21 protein-coding genes and 1 riboswitch are annotated in these 23,705 nt (G+C 70.1%); of the genes, 15 read left to right on the top strand and 6 right to left on the bottom strand.

Annotated features, from left to right (window positions below):
* Nucleotides 1-128 precede the first annotated feature (128 nt).
* On the bottom strand, nucleotides 129-818 hold the full coding sequence (locus EJJ38_RS00240; RefSeq protein ID WP_127088109.1) for a GntR family transcriptional regulator: 690 nt from the start codon (nucleotides 816-818) through the stop codon (nucleotides 129-131).
* Nucleotides 819-930: 112 nt separating this feature from the next.
* Here EJJ38_RS00240 and EJJ38_RS00235 point away from each other — a divergent pair, with 112 nt between their 5' ends.
* The 11 genes from EJJ38_RS00235 to EJJ38_RS00185 all read left to right on the top strand — a co-directional run bounded on the left by EJJ38_RS00235 (nucleotide 931) and on the right by EJJ38_RS00185 (nucleotide 13,998).
* Nucleotides 931-1,545 (top strand): TRAP transporter small permease, encoded by a 615-nt coding sequence (locus EJJ38_RS00235; RefSeq protein WP_127088108.1) that lies wholly within the window; start codon nucleotides 931-933, stop codon nucleotides 1,543-1,545.
* A gap of 3 nt (nucleotides 1,546-1,548) precedes the next feature.
* The gene (locus EJJ38_RS00230) at nucleotides 1,549-2,814 is read left to right on the top strand and encodes a TRAP transporter large permease (protein ID WP_127088107.1); all 1,266 of its coding nucleotides are present in this window, start codon (nucleotides 1,549-1,551) and stop codon (nucleotides 2,812-2,814) included.
* Nucleotides 2,815-2,837: 23 nt separating this feature from the next.
* A complete protein-coding gene (locus EJJ38_RS00225) occupies nucleotides 2,838-3,839 on the top strand; it encodes a TRAP transporter substrate-binding protein (RefSeq protein ID WP_127088106.1) in 1,002 nt (333 codons plus the stop codon).
* 56 nt (nucleotides 3,840-3,895) lie between these two features.
* Nucleotides 3,896-4,825, top strand: a complete 930-nt coding sequence (locus EJJ38_RS00220) for a dihydrodipicolinate synthase family protein (RefSeq protein ID WP_127088105.1) — start codon at nucleotides 3,896-3,898, stop codon at nucleotides 4,823-4,825.
* A 269-nt stretch (nucleotides 4,826-5,094) separates the two neighbouring features.
* Nucleotides 5,095-5,210, top strand: a riboswitch (guanidine-I (ykkC/yxkD leader).
* A gap of 91 nt (nucleotides 5,211-5,301) precedes the next feature.
* Nucleotides 5,302-6,369 carry a putative urea ABC transporter substrate-binding protein gene (locus EJJ38_RS00215; RefSeq protein ID WP_127088104.1) on the top strand — a complete coding sequence of 356 codons (1,068 nt, stop codon included), beginning with the start codon at nucleotides 5,302-5,304 and terminating at the stop codon, nucleotides 6,367-6,369.
* A gap of 25 nt (nucleotides 6,370-6,394) precedes the next feature.
* Nucleotides 6,395-7,207, top strand: coding sequence for an ABC transporter permease (locus EJJ38_RS00210; protein ID WP_127088103.1), 813 nt, complete (start codon nucleotides 6,395-6,397; stop codon nucleotides 7,205-7,207).
* The gene (locus EJJ38_RS00205; protein ID WP_127088102.1) at nucleotides 7,204-8,016 is read left to right on the top strand and encodes an ABC transporter ATP-binding protein; all 813 of its coding nucleotides are present in this window, start codon (nucleotides 7,204-7,206) and stop codon (nucleotides 8,014-8,016) included. Before EJJ38_RS00210 ends, EJJ38_RS00205 begins: the two co-directional genes overlap by 4 nt.
* Nucleotides 8,017-8,026: 10 nt before the next feature.
* Nucleotides 8,027-8,851, top strand: coding sequence for an urea amidolyase associated protein UAAP1 (locus EJJ38_RS00200; RefSeq protein ID WP_127088101.1), 825 nt, complete (start codon nucleotides 8,027-8,029; stop codon nucleotides 8,849-8,851).
* A gap of 11 nt (nucleotides 8,852-8,862) precedes the next feature.
* Nucleotides 8,863-9,522, top strand: a complete 660-nt coding sequence (locus EJJ38_RS00195) for an urea amidolyase associated protein UAAP2 (protein ID WP_127088100.1) — start codon at nucleotides 8,863-8,865, stop codon at nucleotides 9,520-9,522.
* A 196-nt stretch (nucleotides 9,523-9,718) separates the two neighbouring features.
* Complete coding sequence (gene uca / locus EJJ38_RS00190; protein ID WP_127088099.1) at nucleotides 9,719-13,255, top strand: urea carboxylase; 3,537 nt, start codon at nucleotides 9,719-9,721, stop codon at nucleotides 13,253-13,255.
* A 47-nt stretch (nucleotides 13,256-13,302) separates the two neighbouring features.
* The gene (locus tag EJJ38_RS00185; RefSeq protein ID WP_127088098.1) at nucleotides 13,303-13,998 is read left to right on the top strand and encodes an SOS response-associated peptidase; all 696 of its coding nucleotides are present in this window, start codon (nucleotides 13,303-13,305) and stop codon (nucleotides 13,996-13,998) included.
* A 29-nt stretch (nucleotides 13,999-14,027) separates the two neighbouring features.
* Here EJJ38_RS00185 and EJJ38_RS00180 read toward each other — a convergent pair whose 3' ends face one another.
* Genes EJJ38_RS00180 through hemC form a run of 4 tightly spaced genes read right to left on the bottom strand, consistent with a single transcriptional unit; the run spans nucleotide 14,028 to nucleotide 18,547 of the window.
* Nucleotides 14,028-15,593: a heme biosynthesis protein HemY gene (locus EJJ38_RS00180; RefSeq protein WP_127088097.1), complete on the bottom strand. Its 1,566-nt coding sequence runs from the start codon at nucleotides 15,591-15,593 to the stop codon at nucleotides 14,028-14,030.
* Entirely contained in the window at nucleotides 15,590-16,828 is a 1,239-nt protein-coding gene (locus tag EJJ38_RS00175; RefSeq protein ID WP_127088096.1) for a COG4223 family protein, read from the bottom strand. Before EJJ38_RS00175 ends, EJJ38_RS00180 begins: the two co-directional genes overlap by 4 nt.
* 35 nt (nucleotides 16,829-16,863) lie before the next feature.
* Nucleotides 16,864-17,598 (bottom strand): uroporphyrinogen-III synthase, encoded by a 735-nt coding sequence (locus EJJ38_RS00170; RefSeq protein ID WP_127088095.1) that lies wholly within the window; start codon nucleotides 17,596-17,598, stop codon nucleotides 16,864-16,866.
* Between the two features lie 4 nt (nucleotides 17,599-17,602).
* Complete coding sequence (gene hemC, locus EJJ38_RS00165) at nucleotides 17,603-18,547, bottom strand: hydroxymethylbilane synthase (protein WP_127088094.1); 945 nt, start codon at nucleotides 18,545-18,547, stop codon at nucleotides 17,603-17,605.
* Nucleotides 18,548-18,637: 90 nt separating this feature from the next.
* Here hemC and tsaD point away from each other — a divergent pair, with 90 nt between their 5' ends.
* Nucleotides 18,638-19,690, top strand: coding sequence for a tRNA (adenosine(37)-N6)-threonylcarbamoyltransferase complex transferase subunit TsaD (gene tsaD, locus EJJ38_RS00160; protein ID WP_127088386.1), 1,053 nt, complete (start codon nucleotides 18,638-18,640; stop codon nucleotides 19,688-19,690).
* Nucleotides 19,687-20,679: an NAD(P)H-dependent glycerol-3-phosphate dehydrogenase gene (locus tag EJJ38_RS00155; protein ID WP_127088093.1), complete on the top strand. Its 993-nt coding sequence runs from the start codon at nucleotides 19,687-19,689 to the stop codon at nucleotides 20,677-20,679. Before tsaD ends, EJJ38_RS00155 begins: the two co-directional genes overlap by 4 nt.
* A gap of 205 nt (nucleotides 20,680-20,884) precedes the next feature.
* Here EJJ38_RS00155 and tlpA read toward each other — a convergent pair whose 3' ends face one another.
* Nucleotides 20,885-21,622 (bottom strand): thiol:disulfide interchange protein TlpA, encoded by a 738-nt coding sequence (gene tlpA, locus EJJ38_RS00150; protein WP_127088092.1) that lies wholly within the window; start codon nucleotides 21,620-21,622, stop codon nucleotides 20,885-20,887.
* Between the two features lie 14 nt (nucleotides 21,623-21,636).
* Here tlpA and argH point away from each other — a divergent pair, with 14 nt between their 5' ends.
* Together argH and bluB are read left to right on the top strand one after the other, a co-directional pair.
* Nucleotides 21,637-23,031 carry an argininosuccinate lyase gene (argH, locus tag EJJ38_RS00145; protein WP_127088091.1) on the top strand — a complete coding sequence of 465 codons (1,395 nt, stop codon included), beginning with the start codon at nucleotides 21,637-21,639 and terminating at the stop codon, nucleotides 23,029-23,031.
* 4 nt (nucleotides 23,032-23,035) lie between these two features.
* Entirely contained in the window at nucleotides 23,036-23,680 is a 645-nt protein-coding gene (bluB, locus tag EJJ38_RS00140) for a 5,6-dimethylbenzimidazole synthase (RefSeq protein WP_245454037.1), read from the top strand.
* Nucleotides 23,681-23,705: the final 25 nt, after the last annotated feature.

Genomic DNA, 23,705 nt, shown 5'->3' with positions numbered 1-23,705 from the left:
CTTTCTGCCGCGCCCCGCCGCAGCGGGGCTGATCTATTCGCCCTCCCCCTACGCGCCGGACATGCCGAGTGCAAGCCGGCGTTACACCTGACGCCGCGTGCGTGATGCGCCGGGCACCGGCGGGCGGGTCAGGCGCTCTTCTCCACCACCCGCAGCAGGTCGCGGTGCACCGTCTCGATATGCCGGCGCAGCAGGTCACGGGCGCCCGCCCCGTCCCCGGCCCGGCACAAGGCGATCAGCTCCGCATGCTCGGCCACGGCCAGCGCCATGGCGGCGGCGCTGGAAAGCTGGACGCGGGTGTAGCGGTCGGATGTCTGGAGCAGGGCCGCGACGATCACCTGGGTGCGCGGCAGATAGGCATGGCGATAGAGCGCCATGTGGAACTCGGCATTGAGGATGCCGAAGCTGCCCACGTCGCGGGCGGCCGTGGCGGCGCTGAAGCGGGCCTGGATGTCGTCCAGCCGGGTCAGGTCCTCCGGCATGAGGGCCGGAAACGACGCTTCCAGAAGGCGCGGCTCCAGGATGGCGCGCAGATCGAAAACGTCCGTGATCTCGGAAACCGACAGTTCCGAGACGATGGCGCCCTTCTGCGGCGTGATCCGCACCAGCCCCTCGGCTTCCAGCTGGAACAGCGCCTCGCGCACGGGGATGCGGCTGACCCCATAGGCCTCCGCCAGCGCGTCCTGGCGCAATTGCGCGCCGCCCGGATGGGCGCCGTTGAGAATGTCGGTGCGCAATTGCTCAAGGATCGCCCCGGACAGCGTCCGGTGCTTGAGGCGGGCCGGGTCAGGGCGCTTGGAGTCCGTACGGCTGATCATGGGCGAGCGCTAACCGAATTTCGTTCAAAAAGGGATTGACGGAGAAAATGTATAAAATCTACAGTCCGATTGTAAGCCTAATTTTTGGCCGCGCATAAGGAATGGACACCCGATGGAACGGCGTCCGCATAATCCAGAGCCGGGAACCCCCTTCGCCCTCGTCATCGGCCTTTCCGAAGGTCTGCTGAAGGTGGAGAAGGCGGCGGTCTCCTTTTTCATGTTTCTCCTCACGGGCCTCATCCTGCTGAATGTGGTCACCCGCTACACCGGCGTTCCGCTCTATTGGATAGATGAAGCCTCCATCTATTCGGTGGTGTGGCTGACCTTCGTCGGCGCGTCCGCCATGACGCGGCTGCGCCTCGATTTCAGCGTGACGCTGCTCACCGAGCACCTCTCCCCGCCCATGGCGCGGGCGGCGCAGGTCATCGCGACCCTGCTGCTCGTCTTCTTCGGGCTGGCGCTCGCCGCCATGTGCTGGGTGTGGATGGACCCCGTGGGCATCACGGCGGCGGGTTTCGACGCCCGCGAATATGCCGCGCAGACGTTCAACTTCCTCTACACGGAGCAGACCCAGACCCTGCGCTGGCCGAGCTGGCTGGTGGGGCTGATCATGCCCATCTTCGCCCTGTCCATGGTGGTCCACGGCCTCGCCAACCTCGTCGAGGACCTGGGCCTTGCCAGCGCGCCGCGCCGCGTGGGCCTCGCCTCGGCCGAAGGGGTGAGCTGAGCCATGATCACCACCGCAGCCTTCGTCGCCCTCATGCTGGTGGGCCTGCCCATCAGCCTGTGCCTGTGCCTGGCGGGCATCATCTTCATCCAGGCCACCGGCAACCCGGTCCTGTTCCAGACCTTTCCCACCCAGTTGTTCGGCGGGGTGGACAGCTACAGCCTCATCGCCATCCCGCTCTTCATCCTGATCGGCGAGATCATGAACGGGGGCGGCATCACCCGGCGCATCATCGACCTGTCCATGTCGCTCATGGGCCAGATCAAGGGCGGGCTCGCTTATGTGAACATGCTGGCCAACATGTTCGTCTCCTCCATCCTCGGCTCGGCCACCGCCCAGGTGGCTGTGATGGCCCAGGTGCTCGTGCCCGAGATGGAGAAGCAGGGCTACGACAAGACCTTCGCGGCCGGGCTCACCGCCTATGCGGGCATGCTCGGCCCCATCATCCCGCCCTCCATCATGTTCGTGGTCTACAGCGTGATGGCGCAGGTGCCGGTGAGCGACATGCTCATCGCCGGCATCATTCCCGGCATCCTGCTGACGGGCATCTTCTGCGTGGTCATCGCGCTGATGGGCTTCGTCTATAATTACCCGCGCGGCGAGGCCATGTCGCTGCGCCGGCGCGTCCGCGTGTTCCTGGATTGCGCGCCCACCTTGCTCATCCCCATCATCATCGTCGGCTCCATCCTCACCGGGCTCGCCAATGCCACGGAGGCGGCGGCGGTGGGCGCGGTGGCGGCCGCTCTGGTGGGCAAGTTCTGGTTCAAGGAACTGCATCTGCGCCAGCTCCCCGCCATGTTCCTGCGCGCCGGCATCTATTCGGCGGCGGTGCTGTTCCTGGTGGCGGCGGCGGCGGTGTTCACCTGGGTGCTCATCTACGCCAAGGTCCCGCAGGAAGTGGCCCGCTGGGTGCAGACCGCGGCCCACGACCCCATCACCTTCATGCTGCTGGTGAACGTGGTCCTGCTGGTGATCGGCACGGTGATCGACGGGGCGCCCGGCCTCATCATGACGGTGCCGATCCTGCTGCCCATCGCCACCGAGATCTATCACATCGACCCGATCCATTTCGGCGTCGTGGTGGTGATCAATCTGGTGCTGGGCTTCCTCTCCCCGCCCGTTGGCCTGTGCTTCTTCGTGGCCTCCGCCGTCACCGGCGCCAAGACCGGCAAGATGTTCATCGTCACCCTGCCGTTCTTCTTCGCGGCCTGCGGGCTGCTCGTCCTGCTGTCCATCTTCCCGATCCTGTCCACCGCTCTCATCAAATAACCAAACCTTCCGGAGACAAGAGCATGACCATTTCCCGTCGTACCTTCCTCGCGGGCGCTGCCGCCGCCGGCGCGGTCCTGCCGATCGCCGCGCCCTCCATCGCGCGGGCGCAGGCCAAGGACTTCCGCCTGGGCATCATCACGCCTCCCGGCCATCCCTGGAACGAGGCCGCCATCAAGGTGGGCGAAGTGCTGAAGAAGGAGACCAACGGTCGCCTCTCCATCACCGTCTTCCCCTCCGGCCAGCTCGGCAACGAGGCGGCCATGCTGCAGCAGATGCAGAGCGGCGCGCTGGACATGGGCTGGATCATGACGGCGGAGCTGGGCTCCCGCGTGCCCGCCATCGCCGCCATCAACGCCCCCTGGATCGTGGATTCCACGGCCAAGGTCGCCAAGCTCGTGAAGACCCCCGTGGCCATGAGCCTGTTCGACCTGCTGCCGCGCGAGACCGGCACCATCGGCCTCGCCTGGGGCATCACCACCATGCGCGTGGTGTTCACGGCCAAGCCCATCGAGGGCATCGCCGACCTCAAGGGCATGAAGCTGCGCATCAACACGACGCCGGCCTACAAGGATTTCTACCAGCTGCTGGGCGCCGCCCCGACCCCGATCCCCACCCCACAGGTGTTCGAGGCCATGAGCAACGGCCAGGTGGACGGCCTGGAGGCGGACCTCGACTTCTCGTGGAACCAGCGCTTCGACAAGGTGTCGAAGACCATGCTGCGCATGAACGCCATCTTCATGCCGTGCGTCGCGCTGGTCTCCGGCCGCGTGTGGCAGGGGCTGTCGGCCGAGGACAAGGCGCTGATCTCCAGCGCCACCAAGACCGCGCTCGACGCCCAGGTGGCCGAGACGGTGGTGAACGAGCCGGTGCTGATCGAGAAGTTCAAGGGCACCGGCATTTCCATCAAGGAAGCCAAGATCGGCGACGCCGAGACCAAGGCCATCATCGCCGAATACGACAAGATCTGGGTGCCCAAGGCGCCCATCCTCACCGAGCTGCGCAAGGTCGGCGCGACGCTCTGATCTCCCCCGCGCCGGCGGGGCGATCCCGCCGGCCTTCCCCTTGAAGGTAGAAGAACATGACGCCCAAAGTCTCCTGGGAAGGCGTTTTCCCCGCCGTCACCACCCAGTTCCGCGAGGACCTGTCCGTCGATCTGGAGGCCACGGCCTCGGTCATCGACGCCCTCATCCGCGACGGCGTCTCCGGCCTGATCATCTGCGGCACGGTGGGTGAGAACTGCTCGCTCACCACGGCCGAGAAGGTCGCGCTCATGGAGACCGCGAAGGCCGCCGCCGCCGGCCGCGTGCCGGTGATCTGCGGCATCGCCGAATTCACCACCGCGTTCGCGGCCGAGACGGCGAAGGAAGCCGCCCGGGTGGGCGTGGACGGCATCATGGTCATGCCGGCCTTGGTCTATTCCTCCAAGCCCCACGAGACCGCTGCTCATTTCCGGGGCGTCGCGACGGCCACCGACCTGCCGGTCATGGTCTATAACAACCCGCCCATCTACAAGAATGACGTGACCCCCGACATCCTCGCCACGCTGACGGATGTGGAGACCATCGTCTGCTTCAAGGAAAGCTCCGGCGACACCCGCCGCTTCATCGACCTGCGCAACAAGGTGGGCGACCGCTTCGTGATGTTCGCGGGTCTCGACGACGTGGTGGTGGAGAGCATCGCCATGGGCGCCACGGGCTGGGTGTCGGGCATGTCCAACGCCTTCCCGCGCGAGGGCGAGACCCTGTTCCGCCTCGCCCGCCAGGGCCGCTTCGCCGAGGCCATGTCGCTCTATGAGTGGTTCATGCCGCTGCTGCATCTCGATGCCCGCCCGGATCTCGTCCAGTGCATCAAGCTGTGCGAGCACATCATGGGCCGCGGCACCTGGCGCACCCGCCCGCCGCGCCTCGAACTGCCGCAGGCGGACAAGTCCGAAGTGGAAGCCCTGATGGCCAAGGCCATGGCCACGCGCCCCTCCCTGCCCGACGTGGGCCTCAAGGCCGCCGCCTGAACGGCCACCGGGCCGCAAGGCCCAAGCTTCGCCGCCAGGACGGCCTCATCCCCGGCGCAAAACGCGCCGGGGAGCCCAGCCGGAGAGTGGTGCCGGGGCCCATCCGGGCAGCGCGTCCGCTGTGCATGCATGGCGCGCCAAAGCGGCAGATTCAGCCCAAAAAGGGGGCAGGCCGCACGCCCCGCATGCAGACCCTCAGGTCTGCGACCCCGAAAAGCCTTGCCAGACATGAATTTCCAACTGGCACGCAGTTTGCTTTCTTACATGTCAGAGTTGGTGGCTAGGGTTCCGGCATCTCCCCATGGGGCGATGCGCTGGTCCGAGAGCTGCCGCCGGTCCGGGAGACATCCGGCCGGACGCACGGCGGGATAAAAGCCCGGGAGACCTCGGTGGCCAAGGAATTGGTGGCACGCGAGTCTCCGCCAATTCCTCGCGACGTCACCCGATACATGACGCAACGAAGGGGAATTCACTCAATGCGCTCTCGCTTCCTGAAAAGCCTCGGTGTGGCCTTCACCGCCCTCCTCATCGGCGCCGCGCCCGCAATGGCCGCGCCGAAGAAGGACTTCAAGGTCGCCTGGTCCATCTATGTGGGCTGGATGCCGTGGGGCTATGCCTCCGACACGGGCATCGTGAAGAAGTGGGCCGACAAATACGGCCTCAACATCACCGTCACCCAGTTCAACGACTATGTGGAGAGCATCAACCAGTACACGGCGGGCGCCTTCGACGCGCTGACCGTGACCAATATGGATGCCCTCTCCGTGCCCGCCGCCGGCGGCGTGGACACCACCACCGTCATCGTGGGCGACTTCTCCAACGGCAATGACGCCGTGATCCTGAAGAACAAGACCAAGCTCTCCGAGATCAAGGGCCAGAAGGTCAATCTGGTGGAGTTCTCGGTCTCCCACTATCTGCTGGCCCGCGCGCTCGAAAGCATCAACCTGTCCGAGCGGGACGTGAAGGTGGTGAACACCTCCGACGCCGACATGGTGGCCGCCTACAAGACCAAGTCCGTAACGTCGGTGGTCACCTGGAACCCGCTGGTCTCCGAGATCCTGCAGGAGAAGAGCGCCCACAACGTCTTCGACAGCTCCAAGATCCCCGGCGAGATCATGGACCTCATGGTGGCCAACACCGCCGTGCTCAAGGACAATCCCGACTTCGGCAAGGCGCTGGCCGGCATCTGGTACGAGACCATGGCCGTCATGACCGACCCCGGCGAGAAGGGCATCGCCGCCCGCACCGCCATGGGCAAGGCCTCCGGCACGGACCTCGCCGGCTTCGACGCCCAGCTCGCCGCCACCAAGCTGTTTGCCAAGGCGGCGGCGGCCTCCGCCTTCGTGAAGTCGCCGGACGTGGGCACCACCATGGACCGGGTGCGCAAGTTCCTGTTCGCCAAGAAGCTGCTGGGCGACAACGCCAAGTCGGCGGACGCGGTGGGCATCGAGCTGGCGGACGGCAAGGTGCTGGGCGACGCGAAGAACGTGAAGTTCCGCTTCACCGACACCTTCATGGCCGCCGCGGCCGACGGCAAGCTCTGACGCCGCCCCGCGCCGGGAGGACGTGATGCGCCTCGTCAACCTGCGACCGGACAAGGGCACGGCCATCGTGCTCGCCCTCGTCCCGTTCGTGCTGGTGGTGGCCGCCTATGTGCTCGGCTCCGCCGAGCGCCTGGCGGAAAACCCCGCCGACAAGCTCCTCCCGAGCCTTGCGACCCTGGCCGAGACCACCGGCCGGGTCGCCTTCTCCCCCGATGCCCGCACCGGGGACTACATGCTGCTCACCGACACGCTGGCGAGCCTGGAGCGGCTCTGGTCCGCGCTCGCCATCTCCACCGCGCTCGCTCTGGTGCTGGGGCTGCTCATCGGCCTCCTGCCGCTGATGAACGCCTTCCTCGCGCCGTTCGTCGCTTTGGTCTCCATGGTGCCGCCGCTCGCGCTGCTGCCCATATTGTTCATCGTCATGGGACTGGGCGAGGCGTCGAAGATCGCGCTCATCGTCATCGGCGTCGCGCCCTTCCTCACCCGCGACCTCGCCATGCGGGTGAAGGAGCTGCCCAAGGAGCAGCTCATCAAGGCACAGACGCTGGGCGCCTCCACCTGGCAGATCGCGCTGCGCGTGGTGCTGCCGCAGATCCTGCCGCGCCTTCTGGACGCGCTGCGCCTGTCGCTGGGGCCGGCCTTCCTGTTCCTCATCGCGGCGGAGGCCATCGCCTCGGATTCAGGCCTCGGCTACCGCATCTTCCTCGTGCGGCGCTACCTCGCCATGGATGTGATCCTGCCCTATGTGGCCTGGATCACCATCCTCTCCGTGGCCATGGATTACGGCCTCGCCAAGCTGCGCGATGCCGCCTTCCCCTGGTTCGGAGGCGCCCGATGACCGCCATCTCCGTCTCCCATGTCTGGAAGGAATATGGCGACCAGATCGTGCTGGAGAACGTCACCCTCGATTTCGCGCCCCGCTCCTTCGTGGCGCTGGTGGGGCCGTCCGGCTGCGGCAAGACCACCTTCCTGCGCATGCTGCTCTCCGAGGAGGTCCCCACGCGCGGCCAGATCCTGGTGGACGGCCGCCCCCTGCCCCGCGAGCCGGGGGCCGACCGGGGGGTGGTGTTCCAGCGCTATTCGGTCTTCCCCCACCTCACCGTGCTCGGCAACGTGCTACTGGCGGCGGAACTGCCGAGGGCCCCGCTCACCGGCCGCCTGTTCGGCACCGCCCGGCGGCAGGCGCAGGACGAGGCCCGCGCGCTGATCGCCGAAGTGGGCCTCGCGGGGGCGGAGGACAAATATCCCGCCGCTCTGTCGGGGGGCATGCAGCAGCGCCTGGCGCTCGCCCAGGCCATCATGCGCAAGCCCAAGATCCTGCTGCTGGACGAGCCCTTCGGCGCGCTCGATCCCGGCATCCGCGCCGACATCCATGTGCTCATGCGGCGGCTGTGGAACAGCTGCGAGATGAGCGTGGTCATGGTGACCCATGACCTGAAGGAAGCCTTCACGCTGGCCACCCGCGTCATCGCCTTCGAGCGGCGGCGCACCGGCGACGACCGCGCCCGCTTCGGCGCCGTGGTGGCGCGCGACATCGAGGTGTGGCCCCGCCGCGTGGCGGGCCAGCCGGACATCCCTGCCGATCGGGACGACCCGATCTCCTCCATCGACCTTGTCCGGGACGACCCGGCGCCCCGTCCTCTCTGAGGAGACAGACATGACCGTCACCCCTGAAACGCAGGCGCGCATGGACGAGTACCGGCGCCGCTACGAGGAATTGAAGGCCGCCGGCCAGGGCCAGACGCCCCGCGTGATGCCCGCGCCCACGCAAGCCGGCGCCGTGCTGCTGCCGCCCGGCCCCCTGAAGCGCGAGACCATTCCGGGCGGCTGGTACTGGACCACGCGGCTTCTTGCCGGCGAGGCGCTGCGCATCGCCCTCATGGACGCGCCCGCCGCCGTCTCCCTCATCGCCTGGAACGCCGCGGATACGTCCGAGCGCATCAATTACGCGGACACGGTGAAGATCCAGTGGACCGCCGCCCTCTCCAAGGGCCGGGTGGTCTTCTCCGACATGGGCCGCGTCATGTTCTCCATCATCGAGGACACCAGCGGCATGCATGACGCCCTGGTGGGCGGCTCCACCCCCGCCTCGAACCGCAAATATGCGCAAGGGGACGCGGCGGAGGGCGCGGGCCTGCGCAACACGCGGGACAATTTCATCCTGGCCGCCGGAAAGCTCGGCCTCGACAAGCGCGACATCCCGCCCTGCCTCACCTTCTTCGCGCCCGTGCGCACCGACGAGGAGGGCCGCTTCGTGTGGCGCGACACGCCCCGCGCGGGGGGCGATTTCGTGGATCTGCGGGCCGAGATGGACCTGCTGGTGGCGCTCTCCAACTGTCCCCACCCCATGGACCCGAACCCGGACTATGCGGCGGGGAACGTGGAGGCCATCCGCTATTGGGCGCCGGAGCCCAGCTTCGACGATTTCTGCCGCACCGCCACCCGCGAGGCCGCGCGCGGCTTCGACAATCTCGCGCGCTGAGGGAGGCCCACATGAGCAACCGTTTCCTCGCCACTCCCGTGCGCGATCCCAAAAGCGCGATCGCGGTGCATGACATTCCCGCGCAGGCGCCCTGGTCCGGTTTGGTCCGCAAGGGCCAGTCCATCCGCATCATCGACCTGGAAGGCCAGCAGGCGGTGGACACTTTGTTCTACCGCGCCGACGACTTCTCCGAGCGCTATTCCTCGCAGGACACGCTGCGCGTCCAGGGTTCGGCCTATGTGAGCACGGGCACCCGCCTCATCTCCAGCGAGGGGCGGCTCATGGCCACCGTGACCGCCGATACCAGCGGCAGCCACGACACCTCCGCCGGGGCCTGCTCCTGCGAGAGCAATACGGCCCGCTTCGGCCACCACACCAAGTACCAGCATGCCTGCCGGGAGAATTTCCTGGTGGCGGTGATGAAGCACGGCATGTCGAAGCGGGACATCGTGCCCAACATCAACTTCTTCATGAACGTGCCCGTGGAGCCGTCCGGCAACCTCGCCATCGTCGATGGGGTCTCGAAGCCCGGGGACTATGTGGAGATCCTGGCGGAGATGGACCTGCTCTGCGTCATCTCCAATTGCCCGCAGATCAACAATCCCTGCAACGGCTTCAATCCCACGCCCATCCGCGTGCAGATCTTCGCCGGCGCGGATACGCAAGGCTGACCAGCCGCCAACGCCGAAGACGAGCGGCGGCCCCGCTCTTCCAACCGTCATGGCCGGGCTTGCCCCGGCCATCCACGGGGCTCCGCCGGGTGCGCGCTTGAAGGATGGCCGTGGATGCCCGGGACAAGCCCGGGCATGACCGCCCGCCGCAAGTGCTTTCCGTCGGCACGGCCCATGGGTCTTTATGGGTGATGCCATGTTCAAGAAGGTTCTGATCGCCAATCGCGGCGAGATCGCGCGCCGGGTCGCGCGGACACTTCGCCGGCTCAATATTGCCTCGGTGGCTGTCTATTCCGACGCCGACCGCTTCACGCGGCCGGTGCTGGAGGCGGACGAGGCGGTGCGCCTCGGCCCCGCTCCCGCCGCCGAGAGCTATCTCGACGTGGACGCGGTGATCGCCGCCTGCAAGGCCACGGGCGCTGAGGCGGTGCATCCCGGCTACGGCTTCCTGTCCGAGAATGTGCGCTTCGCGCAGGCGCTGGCGGAGGCGGGCATCGTCTTCATCGGCCCGCGCCCGGAGCATCTCACCGCCTTCGGGCTCAAGCACACGGCCCGCGAGATCGCGCAGGCGAGCGGCGTGCCGCTCCTGCCCGGCACGGGCCTGCTGGAGACCGTGGAGGACGCGCTGGAAGCGGCCGAGACCATCACCTATCCTGTCATGCTGAAGAGCACGGCGGGCGGCGGCGGCATCGGCATGCAGCTCTGCGCCGCGCCGGAGGCGCTGCGGGACACGTTCGAGCGCGTCCAGCGCACCGCCCGCGCCTCGTTCGGTGATGCGCGGGTCTATCTGGAGCGCTTCGTGGCGGATGCCCGCCATGTGGAGGTGCAGATCTTCGGCGACGGCAAGGGCCGCGTGGTGGCCCTGGGCGAGCGGGACTGCTCGCTCCAGCGACGCAACCAGAAGGTCATCGAGGAGGCCCCCGCCCCGCTCCTCTCCGACCAGACCCGCGCGCGCCTCCACGCGGCGGCGGTGCGGCTCGGCGAAAGCGTGTCCTATGCCTCGGCGGGCACGGTGGAATTCATCTATGACCCCGCGCGGGAGGATTTCTACTTCCTGGAGGTGAATACCCGCCTGCAGGTGGAGCATCCCGTGACCGAGGCCATCTTCGGCATCGACCTCGTGGAATGGATGATCCGGCAGGCGGCGGGCGAGACGGTGATCCCCGCCGCGCCCCTCGTCCCCACCGGCGCCGCCATCGAGGCGCGCATCTATGCGGAAATCCCCCACGCCAATTTCCAGCCCAGCGCCGGACTGCTCACGCAGGTGCGCTTCCCGGAAACCGCGCGGGTGGACACATGGGTGGAGACCGGCACGGACGTGACCGCCTTCTACGATCCCATGCTGGCCAAGGTGATCGTCTCCGGCCCCGACCGGCCCGCCGCCATCGCCGCGCTCCAGGCGGCGCTGGAAGGTTCCGCGCTCAGCGGTATCGAGACCAACCTCGCCTATCTGCGGGCCATTGCGGGCTCGGAGCTGTTCGCCTCCGGCCAGGTGGCCACCACGGCGCTGCGCGATTTCGCCTTCCGGCCGCAAAGCGTGGAGGTGCTGAGCCCGGGCGCCCAGACCAGCCTCCAGGACCTGCCGGGGCGGCTGCATCTGTGGCATGTGGGCGTGCCCCCGTCCGGCCCCATGGACGCGCGCTCCTTCGCCCGCGCCAACGCCTTGGTGGGCAATGCGGAGACCGTTCCGGCCCTGGAACTCACCGTCAACGGCCCGACGCTCCGCTTCCATGCGGACGCCACCGTGGCGCTGGCGGGCGCACACATGCCCGCGACGCTGGACGGCATGCCCGTGCCCCATGATGCGGGCTTCGTCGTGAAGGCGGGGCAGATGCTCGCCGTGGGTGCCATTTCCGGCCCCGGCCAGCGCGCCTATCTGGCGGTGGGCGGCGGGTTCGACGCGCCGGAAGTGCTGGGCTCGCGCGCCACTTTTGCCCTCGGCCTGTTCGGCGGCCATGCCACGGGCACGCTAAAGGCGGGCGACACGCTCCACCTTGCCGGCAAGGTGCCCGTCGCGCTACCGGAAACGGTGGACGCGCCCGCCGCGCCTTTGACGCGGAACTGGGAGATCGGCGTCCTCTATGGCCCCCACGGCGCGCCGGACTTCTTCCGCGAGGAGGACATCGCCGACCTCTTCGAGGCCACCTATGAGGTGCATTTCAACAGCGCCCGCACCGGCGTGCGGCTCATGGGCCCCACGCCGCGCTGGGCGCGCACGGATGGCGGGGAGGCGGGGCTCCACCCGTCCAATCTCCACGACAACCCCTATGCGGTGGGCGCCATCGACTTTACCGGCGACATGCCCATCATTCTCGGCCCGGACGGCCCCTCGCTGGGCGGCTTCGTCTGCCCGGCGGTGATCGCGCGGGACGAGCAATGGAAGATGGGGCAGCTCAAGCCCGGCGACACCGTGCGCTTCCACCCCCTCGCCCGGCCGGAAGACCCGGTGGCGGGGCCGATGGTGCACCGCGTGCCCGACGCCGCCTCCCCCATCCTGGCCCAGCGGACGGACGGGCCGGTGAACGTGGTCTATCGCCGCCAGGGGGACGACAATCTCCTGGTGGAATTCGGCGACATGCGCCTCGACATCGCGCTGCGCCTGCGGGCCCACCTGCTGGCGGAAGCGGTGGCGCAGGCCAAGCTGCCGGGGCTCATGGACGTCACGCCCGGCATCCGCTCGCTCCAGCTCCATTATGACGGCACGGCGCTGACCCGGACCCGCCTGCTGGGCCTTCTGGACGAGATCGAGCGGTCGCTCCCCGCCGCCGAGGACGTGGTGGTGCCGAGCCGCATCGTCCACCTGCCCTTGTCATGGGATGATCCGGACGCGCAGCTCGCCATGCGCAAATACCAGGAGCTGGTGCGGCCGGATGCGCCCTGGTGCCCCTCCAACATCGAGTTCATCCGCCGCATCAACGGCTTGGCCGACGAGCAGGCGGTGAAGGACGTGGTGTTCGACGCCTCCTATCTGGTTCTGGGGCTGGGGGACGTCTATCTCGGCGCCCCGGTGGCGACACCGGTGGACCCGCGCCACCGTCTCGTCACCACCAAATACAATCCCGCCCGCACCTGGACGCCGGAAAACGCCGTGGGCATCGGCGGCGCCTATATGTGCATCTACGGCATGGAAGGACCGGGCGGATATCAGTTGTTCGGCCGCACCATCCAGGTCTGGAACACCTGGCGGCCCACGCCTGTCTTCCAGCCCGGGACGCCCTGGCTGCTGCGCTTCTTCGACCAGGTGCGCTTCTTCCCAGTCTCCCACGCGGAATTGCAGGAGGCCCGCGCCGCCTTCCCCCACGGAGCCTATCCGGTGCGCATTGAGGAGACGCGCTTCTCCTATGGGGAGTATGCGGCGGGCCTTGCCCGCAACGCGGACGCCATCTCCGCCTTCAAGACCCGCCAGCAGGCGGCCTTCGAGGCGGAACGGGCGCGCTGGAAGGCCGAGGGGCTGGACAGCTTCACCGTGGACGACAGCGCCATCTCCGTGGGCGACGCCGATATCCCGCAGGGCTGCTTCGGCGTCAGCGCCACCGTGCCGGGCAATGTCTGGAAGGTGGTGGTGGCGGACGGAGACCATGTGGCGGCGGGCGACACCATCGCCATCATCGAATCCATGAAGATGGAGATTTCCATCACTGCCCATGCCTCCGGCCGGGTGCGCGAACTGCGCCTCCAGCCGGGCCGCACGGTGCGTTCGGGCGACGTGGTGGCGGTGCTGGAGCCGGCATAAAGCGGGACAGGCCGGACGGGTGGCGACGCCCGGTCTATCCTCCCCTCATGTGCGGTCGATTCGCCCAGACGCGGGATTCCAAACGCTATGTGGAACGGTTCGGGCCGGACTGGCTCGATCCGGCCTTCGTCCATGTGCCGCCGCGCTTCAACATCGCCCCCACGCAGGACGCCCAGGTGATGCGCATGGACCCCCGCACGGGGCGCGGGGCGCTCGGGCCGTTGCGCTGGGGGCTGGTACCGCGCTGGGCGTCGGACCCCGCCTTTGGCGGGCGCACCATCAATGCCCGCTCGGAAAGCGTGGCCGAGACGCCTGCCTTCCGCGACGCCTGGGCCGCCAAGCGCCGCTGCGCGGTGCCGGTGGATGCCTATTATGAGTGGAAGGCGGGCCCCAGCCCCCGCCAGCCTTATGCCATCGCCGCGCGGGACCGGGCACCGCTCGCCCTCGCGGGCCTGTGGGACGGCTGGAAGGATCCCGCCACGGGGGAGTGGCTGCGCAGCTTCACGCTTCTCACCTGCCCGGCCAATCCGGCCATGGGAACGCTGCATGACCGCATGCCGGTGATCCTGTCGCCGGAGGCGGTCCGTCCCTGGCTCGCGGGAGAGACCGGCGCGGAGATGCTGGTGCCCTTCGCGGGCGAAGCGCTGGACCTGTGGCCGGTCTCGCCCCGCATCAACCGGCCCGCCAATGACGACGCGGAGCTTCTCGCCCCTGCCCTCCCGGCGGCGGCCACGCTGTTCTGAAACGGCCCGGACGCTGCCGGGCCACCAACTCAGTGCGTACGCGGCGCGTTGGCGTCCTCGCCCTCGCTGAGGGGGCCGGGATCGTCCGGCAAAGGCGGCTCGGCGATGATGGGCGCCGCCTTCTTCGCGCCGTTGAGCACCGGGGCGGGCGCCGCCTCAGGCTTCGGTGCGGGGACCGCGACAACGGCGGGCGCCTGCGTCTCGGGGGCGGCGGGCGTCTCCGCCACCGGCTCCGGCAGGGGCGCCTGGGGCGCGGGAATGGCGGCGATGGCGTTGCGCACGCGCTCGGCCTCGTGCTCCAGCAGCGGCGTGGCGGTCACGCCCGGCGGCACCGCCCAGACATAGGCATCCAGCCGCCCGGACACCGGCGAGACCGCCGCCCATTGCTCGGAGACGACGCCGTCGGCGATCCAGGCCGGATCGCGGGGCGCACGTACGGCGCGGGCGGCCCATTCGCGGGCCTTGCCCACATCGGCGGTCTCGCGCGCCTCCAGCTCCGCCATGAGCAGGCAGATGCGCTGGGTCGGCTCTTCCACCAGCGGCGAGAGCACGGCCCGCGCCTCGGCGAATTCCTGGGCGTCGATGGTGGCGTGGGCCAGCGCGATGAGGCTTTCGGGATGGGACGGCGCCTTGGCGGCCAGCACCCGCACGCGCTTCAGCCGGTCCTGCGCAGAATCGCCGGGACGCAGATGGGCATAGGCCTCCGCAAGCTCGGGATGGGGCGAGGCTTCATAAGCCGTGGCGAGAACCTTCGCGGCCCGCTTCAGATCGCCCCCGGCCCCCAGCAGGCGCCCGGCCACGGCGGCGGCGGGCACCAGAGTGGGGGCGAGGCGCACCGCCTCGACGGCGCGCTCCTTCGCCACGGCAGGATCGGCGGTTTCCAGCGCCATGGCCTCGGCCGCCAGCAGCACGGCCCGGTGGCGGCGATGGGTGGCGCGGTCCACGCCGCGCCCGGCCATGCGGCGCTCCAGCACCTCGCGGGCGCCGGCATAATCGCCGTCCGCGCAGCGCGCCTCAATCACCGCATCCACCGCCCAGGCGAGCGAAGGAGCCTCGCGGGCCGCTTCCTCGGCGAAGGCGCTGGCGGACGCCGCCTCGCCCGCGCGGCGGGCTTCCATATACAGGCCCCGCAAGGCGATGAGCCGGGTTTCCGGCGCCTCCAGCATGAGGCGGAACGACTTGGCGGCGAGATTGCCGTCGCCGTCGAACTGGGCGGACTGGGCGGCCAGCAGATGGGTCAGGGGCTCATGCGGCAGCAGCTTGGCCGCCTCGTCCCGCGCCGCGCGGGCGCGGGCGCCGTCCCCGGCGCCGATGGCGAGGAGACCGCGCGACAAAGCCTGCCAGCCCTTTTCCCGGCGGCGGCGGCGCGAGCCGCTGGCGAAGAGGCGCGGGGACTTGAGGATGAGCGAGACCAGCTTGGCGAGCACCAGCAGCACAAAGCTGAAGGCGGCGAGCGCAGCCAGGGCCACGGGAACCGTGGTCTCCAGGCGCCAGCCTTGCCAGACCATCACCAGCTCGCCGGGCCGGTCGGCGATCCAGGAGGCGCCGAACGCGACGGCGGCCAGCAGGACGAGGAGCAGGACGAGACGGATCACGGCAGCTTCCCGGAAATGGCGGCGAGCGCCTGCTGAAGAAGGGTGGCGGCGGCCTGAAGCGCATCGCGGCGGGCGGAAATCTCGGCGACGATGCCCTTCACCTTGGCCTTGGCCTCGGGCGACAGGGTGTCGATGGTCGCCAGCGCCTGGGCTGTATCGCCCCCGGCGAGTTGGTCGGCGGCGGCATCGAGCGCGCGCTGGTCGCTGGCGCGGAACGCGCGGTCGGCGGGCTGGACCTTCACGAGGCTTTCGGCGCTGGAGAGGATCCGGTCCACGAACGAACCGGGGCTGCTCAGCGGCGCGGACGTGGCCTGCCCCTCCACGGGGGTCCGGGCGATGTCACGCAACCGCGCGGCGGCCTGGATGGGCGTGGGATAACCCTTGGCGGCGGCAGCCACGAAGGGCTCGAAGGCGGCGGCCTGCGCGCCCAGAATGCCCCGTGCCGCAGTCAATTCAGCCGCGAAGGGCCGCCCGGCGGCCACCGCCTCGCGCAGCGCGCCCACCGTCACCACGGCGCCCAGCGCCCGGTCGAAGCCCTCGGAGGCCGCCGCGCGGTCCTGCACCGCCTTGGAGAGGGTCGCCACCTGCCCCGCAAGTCCCGCCGCCTGCTGGGCGAGCGTGGCGGACTGGGAGGCGGACGTGGTGAGGGCGGCGAGCGCCTGCTTGAGGCTGGCCACTTCGGACTGGGTGGCGGCGAGGGTCTTCTGGAGGTCGGCCACGGACGCGGCGGACGCTTCCAATTGGGCGACACGGCTGTCCAGTTGCGCCACGGAGGGCGCGAGATCCTGGCGGGGGCGCTGTTCCAGGGCGGAGAGGCGCTGGAGCAAGGGCTGCATGTCGCTGCCGGGCAGGGGCTTCAGCGTGCCGCTCTCGATGAGGCCATAGGCCACCATGCCGGACGCGAGCGCACCCGCGAGGGCGCCGATGGGCAGAGCCAGCCAGGGCGAAGGCCCGGAGCGGCGCGGCGCGGCGAGCGAAGGGGGAACCGGAATGGGGGCCGGGGCCGCCTCTTCTGCGGCAGGCGGCGGGGGCGGCGACTGGGCGTCGTCGGATTTCGCGTCGGGGTCCGAAGCCTCTCCCCGGGGCGCAGATTCAGCAGACGTGTCGGCAGCAGACTGGGCCGCTTCGGGTGTGAGGCGCGCCACGGCGGCCTCGATCTCGGCCGGGGAGGTCGAGGCGGACGATGCGTCGGTGGAAGACGCATGCTCCTGCCGGTTGGGATCCTCGCTGGCCATGGCCTCCCTCGTGCTCCGCTTCCGCTCTCTCCGGCTTAAACCGGCAGCCCTTCCGGGGCAACCTCGCCCCCCGCTCCACCGCCCTCGGACAGGAGGGAAAGCAACGCCTCCTCCTCCGGCACGGGCGCCACGCGCGCGGCGATTCCGGCGGGCGCCAGTACCGCCGCGACGGCCGCAGACAAGCAGAAGTGTCGCAGCCGGGCGAACGGTTCCATGAGCCCCGCCGCCGCGACGGCGGACAGAACGGCCACGGCGGTGCGCGGGGAGAAATGCAGCACGCCGTCCACAGCGCCGTCCGTAAGCGCGGCACGGGTCTCCGGCGCCAGGGCGTCGGCCGCCTCGGCGCGATAGACCACGAGGGTCACGATTTCGAGACCGGCGGACGCCACCAGGGCCGCGAGGTCGCCCGCCCGGTCCGCTCCCGCCGCGTGGAGGATGCGCGCGCCGGGGGGGAAATCCGCCGCGAGCCGCGCCGCCAGCGCGTCCACATCCCCCGCGCAGTCCGTCACGGGGGAAAACCCGCTGTCCCGCGCCACGTCGCCCGTGCGCGTGCCCACGGCATAAACCGGTAAACCCGGCGGGCGGGCAGCGAAGGCCCGCACCCCGTTGGCGCTGGTGAAGGCGAGCGCATCGAACCGGCCCGGCGGCACAGGCGCGGCCACCGGCACGATGCACAGCATGGGATCCGCCAGCACCTCATGCCCCATCCCGCGCAGCCGGGCCGCCGTGCGCGACGCGCCGGGCTCGGGCCGGGTGAGGAGGAGGCGCACGGGCCTAGAGGCCGAGCGCCCGCGCCGGGGCGGACCCGCGCAGCCGAACGCCGCTCTCGGTGCCGAGCCGGGCGGCGTCCGCCACGGGCGCACTCTCGTCCGCCTCCGCCGCGTCCCGTCCGTCCGGCGACAGGACGAGGCCGCGCAGGCGCACAATGTCCCCCTCCACCGTGGCGAGGCCCGCAATGGGCGTGCGGCAGGAGCCGTCCAGCGCCGCGAGGAAGGCGCGCTCGGCCGCCAGCGCGATGCCCGTGGCCCGGCAGGCGATGCGGGCGATGGCGGCGTTGGTGGCTTCATCCGCCACGCGGCACTCGATGGCCACCGCCCCCTGGCCCACGGCGGGCAGGAAATGGTCCAGCGGCAGGATGGCGCTGGCTTCATGGGCAAGGCCGAGCCGGGTAAGGCCGGCGAGCGCCAGCAGCGTGCCCTGGAATTCGCCGCCGCGCACCTTGGCGAGCCGGGTCTGCACATTGCCGCGCAGCAGTCCCACCTGCAGGTCCGGCCGCAGGCGGCGCAATTGCGCCTCGCGCCGGAGCGAGGCGGTGCCCACCCGCGCGCCGGACGGCAGGTCGGAGAGGCCCGCACCCTCGGCGAGGATCAGCGCATCGCGCACATCCGCGCGGGGCAGGTAGCCGGCGAGATGGAGCCCGTCCGGCAACACGGTGGCCACGTCCTTCGCGGAATGGACGGCGAGATCGATTCGCCCGTCGAGGAGCGCTTCCTCGATCTCCTTGGTGAACAGCCCCTTGCCGCCCGCCTCGGAGAGGGCGCGGTCCTGGATCTGGTCGCCGGAGGTGCGAATCACCTCCAGGGAAATGGTGTCCGGCGCACGGCCGAAGGCGGCCGCGAGGGCGTCGCGCACCGCATAGGCCTGCCAAAGGGCAAGGGGGGAACCGCGTGTGCCGATGGCGAGGCGCGGGGCGGAAGAGGCGGGGATGGCTTGTGTCATGGCTGGGCGGGATGATAGCCGGGAATTGCGCCGCGATGGAGCGGCGTTCGAGCGCGGCGTCCCGCGCGGGAGGATGGGCCTTTGGCGGACCTGCTCGTGCTCGGCATCGAGACCACCTGCGACGAGACCGCCGCGGCGGTGGTGGCACGCGCGCCCTCCGGGGCGGGCCATGTGATTTCCAACGTGGTGCGCAGCCAGGTGGAGGAGCATTCGCCCTATGGCGGCGTGGTGCCCGAAATCGCCGCCCGCGCCCATGTGGAGGTGCTGGACATCGTCATCGCGGAAGCCATGCGCCAGGCGGGCATCGGCTTTTCCGATCTCAGCGGCATCGCGGCGGCGGCCGGGCCGGGGCTCATCGGCGGGGTCATCGTGGGGCTTACCACCGCCAAGGCGCTGGCGCTGGCGGCGGACCGGCCGCTCATCGCCGTGAACCATCTGGAAGCCCACGCCCTCACCGCCCGCCTCACGGATGGCGTCGCCTTCCCCTATCTCCTGCTGCTGGTCTCGGGTGGGCACACCCAATTGCTGGCGGTGGAGGATGTGGGCCGCTACCGGCGCATCGGCACCACCATCGACGATGCGGTGGGCGAGGCCTTCGACAAGGTGGCGAAGATGCTGAGCCTGCCTTATCCGGGCGGCCCCGAGGTGGAGAGCCAGGCGCTGCGCGGCGATCCCGAGCGCTTCGCCTTCCCGCGCCCCCTGTTCGGGCGGCGCGAACCCGATTTCTCTTTGTCCGGCCTCAAGACCGCCGTGCGCGTGGAAGCGGACCGGCTGGCCCCGCTCACCGACACCGACGTGGCGGACCTGTGCGCCTCCTTCCAGGCGTCGGTGGTGGACGTGATCTGCGACCGGGTGCGGGCGGGCGCGCGCCAGTTCCGCGACATTGCGGGCTGCGGGCCCACCGCCCTCGTGGTGGCGGGCGGCGTGGGCGCCAACATCGCCATCCGCCTCGCGCTGCAGAAGACCGCCGCCGAGATCGGCACCCGCATCGCGGTGCCCCCGCCCGCTCTGTGCACCGACAACGGCGCCATGATTGCCTGGGCGGGAGCGGAACGGCTCGCGCGCGGGCTCACCGACACGCTCACCATCAGCCCCCGCGCGCGCTGGCCGCTCGACCCCTCGGCCACGGGCGCGAAGGCATGAGCGCGCTCTTTTCCCGCATAGGCGTCGCGGGCGCGGGCTCCTGGGGCACCGCGCTCGCCAATGCCGCCACCCGCGCCGGGCGCGAGGTGGTGCTGTGGACGCGCGATCCCGCGCAGGCGGCAGACATGGCGGCCACGGCTGAGAACCGGCGCGGCCTGCCGGGGGTGGCTTTGGAAGCGGGAGTGACGCCCACATCGTCGCTGACCGATCTCACCCCCTGCGGCGCCGTGCTCTTGGTGGTGCCCGCGCAGGCGAGCCGACAGGTGGCGGGGGCTTTGGCCGAGGTGCTGCCGGAGGGCACGCCGCTGGTCACCTGCGCCAAGGGTATCGAGCGCGGCACCCACGCCTTCATGACGCAGGTTCTGGCCGCCGCCGCACCCGGTTTGCCCGCCGCCATCCTCTCCGGCCCGAGCTTCGCCGCCGACGTGGCGCAGGGCCTGCCCACGGCCGTGACGCTGGCCGCCGCCGACCTCGACCTCGCGCGGGATCTCAGCGCCAGCCTGGGCTCGGCCACCTTCCGGCTCTATCACTCCTCCGACGTGCGGGGCGTGGAGATCGGCGGGGCGGCGAAGAATGTGCTGGCCATCGCGGCGGGCATCGTGGCCGGGCGCCGGCTCGGCGCCAGCGCGGGCGCGGCGCTCATCGCGCGCGGCTTTGCGGAGCTGGCCCGCTTCGGCACCGCCTTCGGGGCGCGGCCGGAGACGCTTACCGGCCTGTCGGGCCTCGGCGACCTGATTCTCACGGCGTCGAGCACGCAATCGCGCAATTTCGCTCTGGGCCTCGCCCTCGGGGAAGGCAAGGCCGCCGAGGGGAAGCTGGCGGAAGGCGCCTTCACCGCCGCCGTGCTCATGGAAATGGCGCGGGCGCGCGACATCGACATGCCGGTCTGCGCGGCGGTGGAAGCGGTGCTTGATGGCCGGCTAACAATTGCGGGCGCCATTGAGGCGCTCATGGCCCGCCCGCAGCGCTCGGAGATGGCGGAGGGGTAGGGGAGACTCTCCCTGAGGGTCTGCCTCCGAACCCCCGCCGATTTCCCCCTCCCCAGCCCTCCCCCGCAAGCGGGAGAGGGAGCTTTGGGTGCGCGGGGAGATGAGGGCAGGCCCATGCCGCAAACACGCGGCAAAGCCCTCTCCCGCGTGCGGGGGAGGGTTGGGAGGGGGCAATGCTCAAGGGCCGGAAACGGCACCCTGCGCCTCAGCCGCCCGCCAGCGCCGCCTTGATCACCGCCTGCGCGTCCTCGCTCGCCCATGCGGCGGGGCCCGCCAGGAAGCCGATCTCGCAGCCGTTCCCGTCCACCAGAAGCGTGGTGGGCAGACCGAAGCCGCGCCCCACCGCGCGCAGGGCCGAGAAGCTCTTGGTGCCGGGATCGGCATAGAAGGCGAGGGACTTGTTGCCGATCTCGGAGAGAAACGCCTTGGGCTTTTCCGGGTCCTTGGTGTCCAGATTGATGGCCACCACCTGGAAGCGGTCGCCGCCCAGGGCCTGTTCCAGATGATCCAGCTCCGGCATTTCCTTGCGGCAGGGCACGCACCATGTGGCCCAGAGATTGACCAGAAGCAGCTTGCCCTTGAAATCGGCGAGGCTCATGGCCTTGCCCTGCGCGTCCGTGAAGCTGAGCGGCGGCAGGCGGCGCGGCTCGGTGGCCAGCGAGAAGGCCGCCACCTCGCCCTTGGCCAGCGGCTTCAGCCGGTCCGCCAGGGTCACGGCGGCCGCGCAGGCGGGATCGGCGGTGCCGGAGGGGGCGGGAGACGCCGAAACGGCGGCCGTCTGCCCCGCTGGCGCATTGCGGGGGGTGCCCCCGATCACGTATAGGGCGAGCGCGCCCGCCAGCGCGCCGGCCACGGCCGCCGCGCCCAGCACCGCGACCATGCGCCCGCGCCCGGAACGGTGCGGAGAAGCGGAGGGCGGGAGCGGCGCGTCAGGTTCGGTCATCAAGGAGGTCCGTCATGAGCAATAAGATGTGGGGCGGGCGTTTCTCCACGGGCCCCGATGCCATCATGGAGGAGATCAACGCCTCCATCGGCTTCGACCAGCGTCTTTACGCCCAGGACATCGCCGGCTCCAAGGCCCATGCGGCCATGCTGGCGGCCCAGGGCATCGTGGCGGCGAAGGATGTCCAGAAGATCCAGAAGGGTCTAGACACGATCCTGTCAGAGATCGAGGCGGGCACCTTCACCTTCCGGCGCGACCTCGAAGACATCCACATGAATGTGGAACAGCGCCTCGCGGACCTGATCGGCGCCAGCGCCGGCCGCCTGCACACCGCCCGCTCGCGCAACGACCAGGTGGCCACCGACTTCCGCCTCTATGTGCGCGACACGGTCGATGCCCTGGACGCCCAGCTCGCCGATTTGATGCTGGCGCTCAGCGAGAAGGCGCTCGCCCACGCCGCCACCGTCATGCCCGGCTTCACCCATCTCCAGACCGCCCAGCCGGTGACCTTCGGCCACCATCTCATGGCCTATGTGGAGATGTATGCCCGCGACCGGGGGCGCCTCAGGGACGCCCGCGCGCGGCTGAACGAATCCCCGCTGGGCTCGGCGGCGCTGGCCGGCACCTCCTTCCCCATCGACCGCGAGGCCACCGCCAAGGCGCTCGGCTTCGACCGGCCCACCGCCAATTCGCTGGATGCCGTCTCCGACCGCGACTTCGTGCTGGAATGCCTCGCCGCCGCGTCCATCTGCGCCATGCATCTCTCGCGCTTCGCGGAAGAGGTGGTGATCTGGACCTCGCCCTCCTTCGGCCTCATCAAGCTGTCGGACGCCTTCACCACCGGCTCGTCCATCATGCCGCAGAAGCGCAACCCGGACGCCGCCGAGCTGGCGCGCGGCAAGTCGGGGCGCATCATCGGCGCGCTCACCGGGCTGCTGGTGGTGATGAAGGGCCTGCCGCTGGCCTATGCCAAGGACATGCAGGAGGACAAGGAGGGGGCGTTCGACGCCTTCTCCGCCCTCTCGCTGGTGATCGCCGCCACCGCCGGAATGGTGCGCGACCTGGAGCCCGACGCCGCGCGCATGCGCACCGCAGCCGGCCAGGGCTATTCCACCGCCACCGACCTCGCCGACTGGCTGGTGCGCACGCTGGGCATCCCGTTCCGCGAGGCGCACCACATCACCGGGCGCATCGTGGCGCTGGCCTCGGAGAAGGGCGTCGCCCTGCACCGCCTCTCGCTTGAGGAGATGCAGAGCGTGGACAAGAAGATCACGCAGGACGTGTTCTCGGTCCTCTCTGTCACCAAGTCCGTGGCGAGCCGCACCTCCTATGGCGGCACCGCGCCCGTGCGGGTGCGCGCCCAGGCGCGCCGCTGGATCAAGAAGCTCCAGCCCAAAACACCGGCCTGAAGCCGTGACCGGCGCCGCGCCGCATTTCGACGACAGGTTCCGCGCCCGGCTGCGGGATCTTCTCGTCTGGCGGCGCGACGTGCGCCGGTTCCGCCCCGATCCCCTGCCCGAGGGGGCGCTGGAACGTCTCATTGACGTGGCGGCCCTCGCCCCCTCAGTCGGGCTGAGCCAGCCCTGGCGCTTCGTCATCGTGGAGGATCCCGCGCGACGGGCCGAGGTGCGCGCCTCGTTCGAAGCCTGCAATGCGCAGGCCCTCTCCCGGCAGGCGCCGGAGCGGGTCGCCTCCTATGCGCGGCTGAAGCTGGAAGGGCTGGATGAAGCCCCCGTGCACCTCGCCGTCTTCTCCGAGTCCGCCACCCGCCAGGGCCACGGGCTCGGCCGCCTCACCATGCCCGAGACCATCGACTATTCGGTGGTGATGGCGGTGCACACCTTATGGATCGCCGCGCGGGCGGAAGGCATCGGCATGGGCTGGGTCTCCATCCTCGACCCGCAGGCGGTGCGCGCCGCCCTCGATGTTCCCGATGACTGGCGCTTCATCGGCTATTTCTGCATCGGCTATCCCCAGGACCAGACCGACAGCCCCACCCTGGAACAGCTTGGCTGGGAGCATCGCCGGCCGGCGGCGAGCACCATCCTGCGGCGGTAGCGCGATCGTGCGCGTGCGGCGCAGC

The organism is Aquabacter cavernae, from assembly GCF_003993795.1.
Taxonomy (GTDB): Bacteria; Pseudomonadota; Alphaproteobacteria; order Rhizobiales; family Xanthobacteraceae; genus Aquabacter; species Aquabacter cavernae.
The sequence above is the reverse complement of the archived record's forward strand: the minus strand, read 5'-3'. Positions and strand labels throughout refer to the sequence as shown.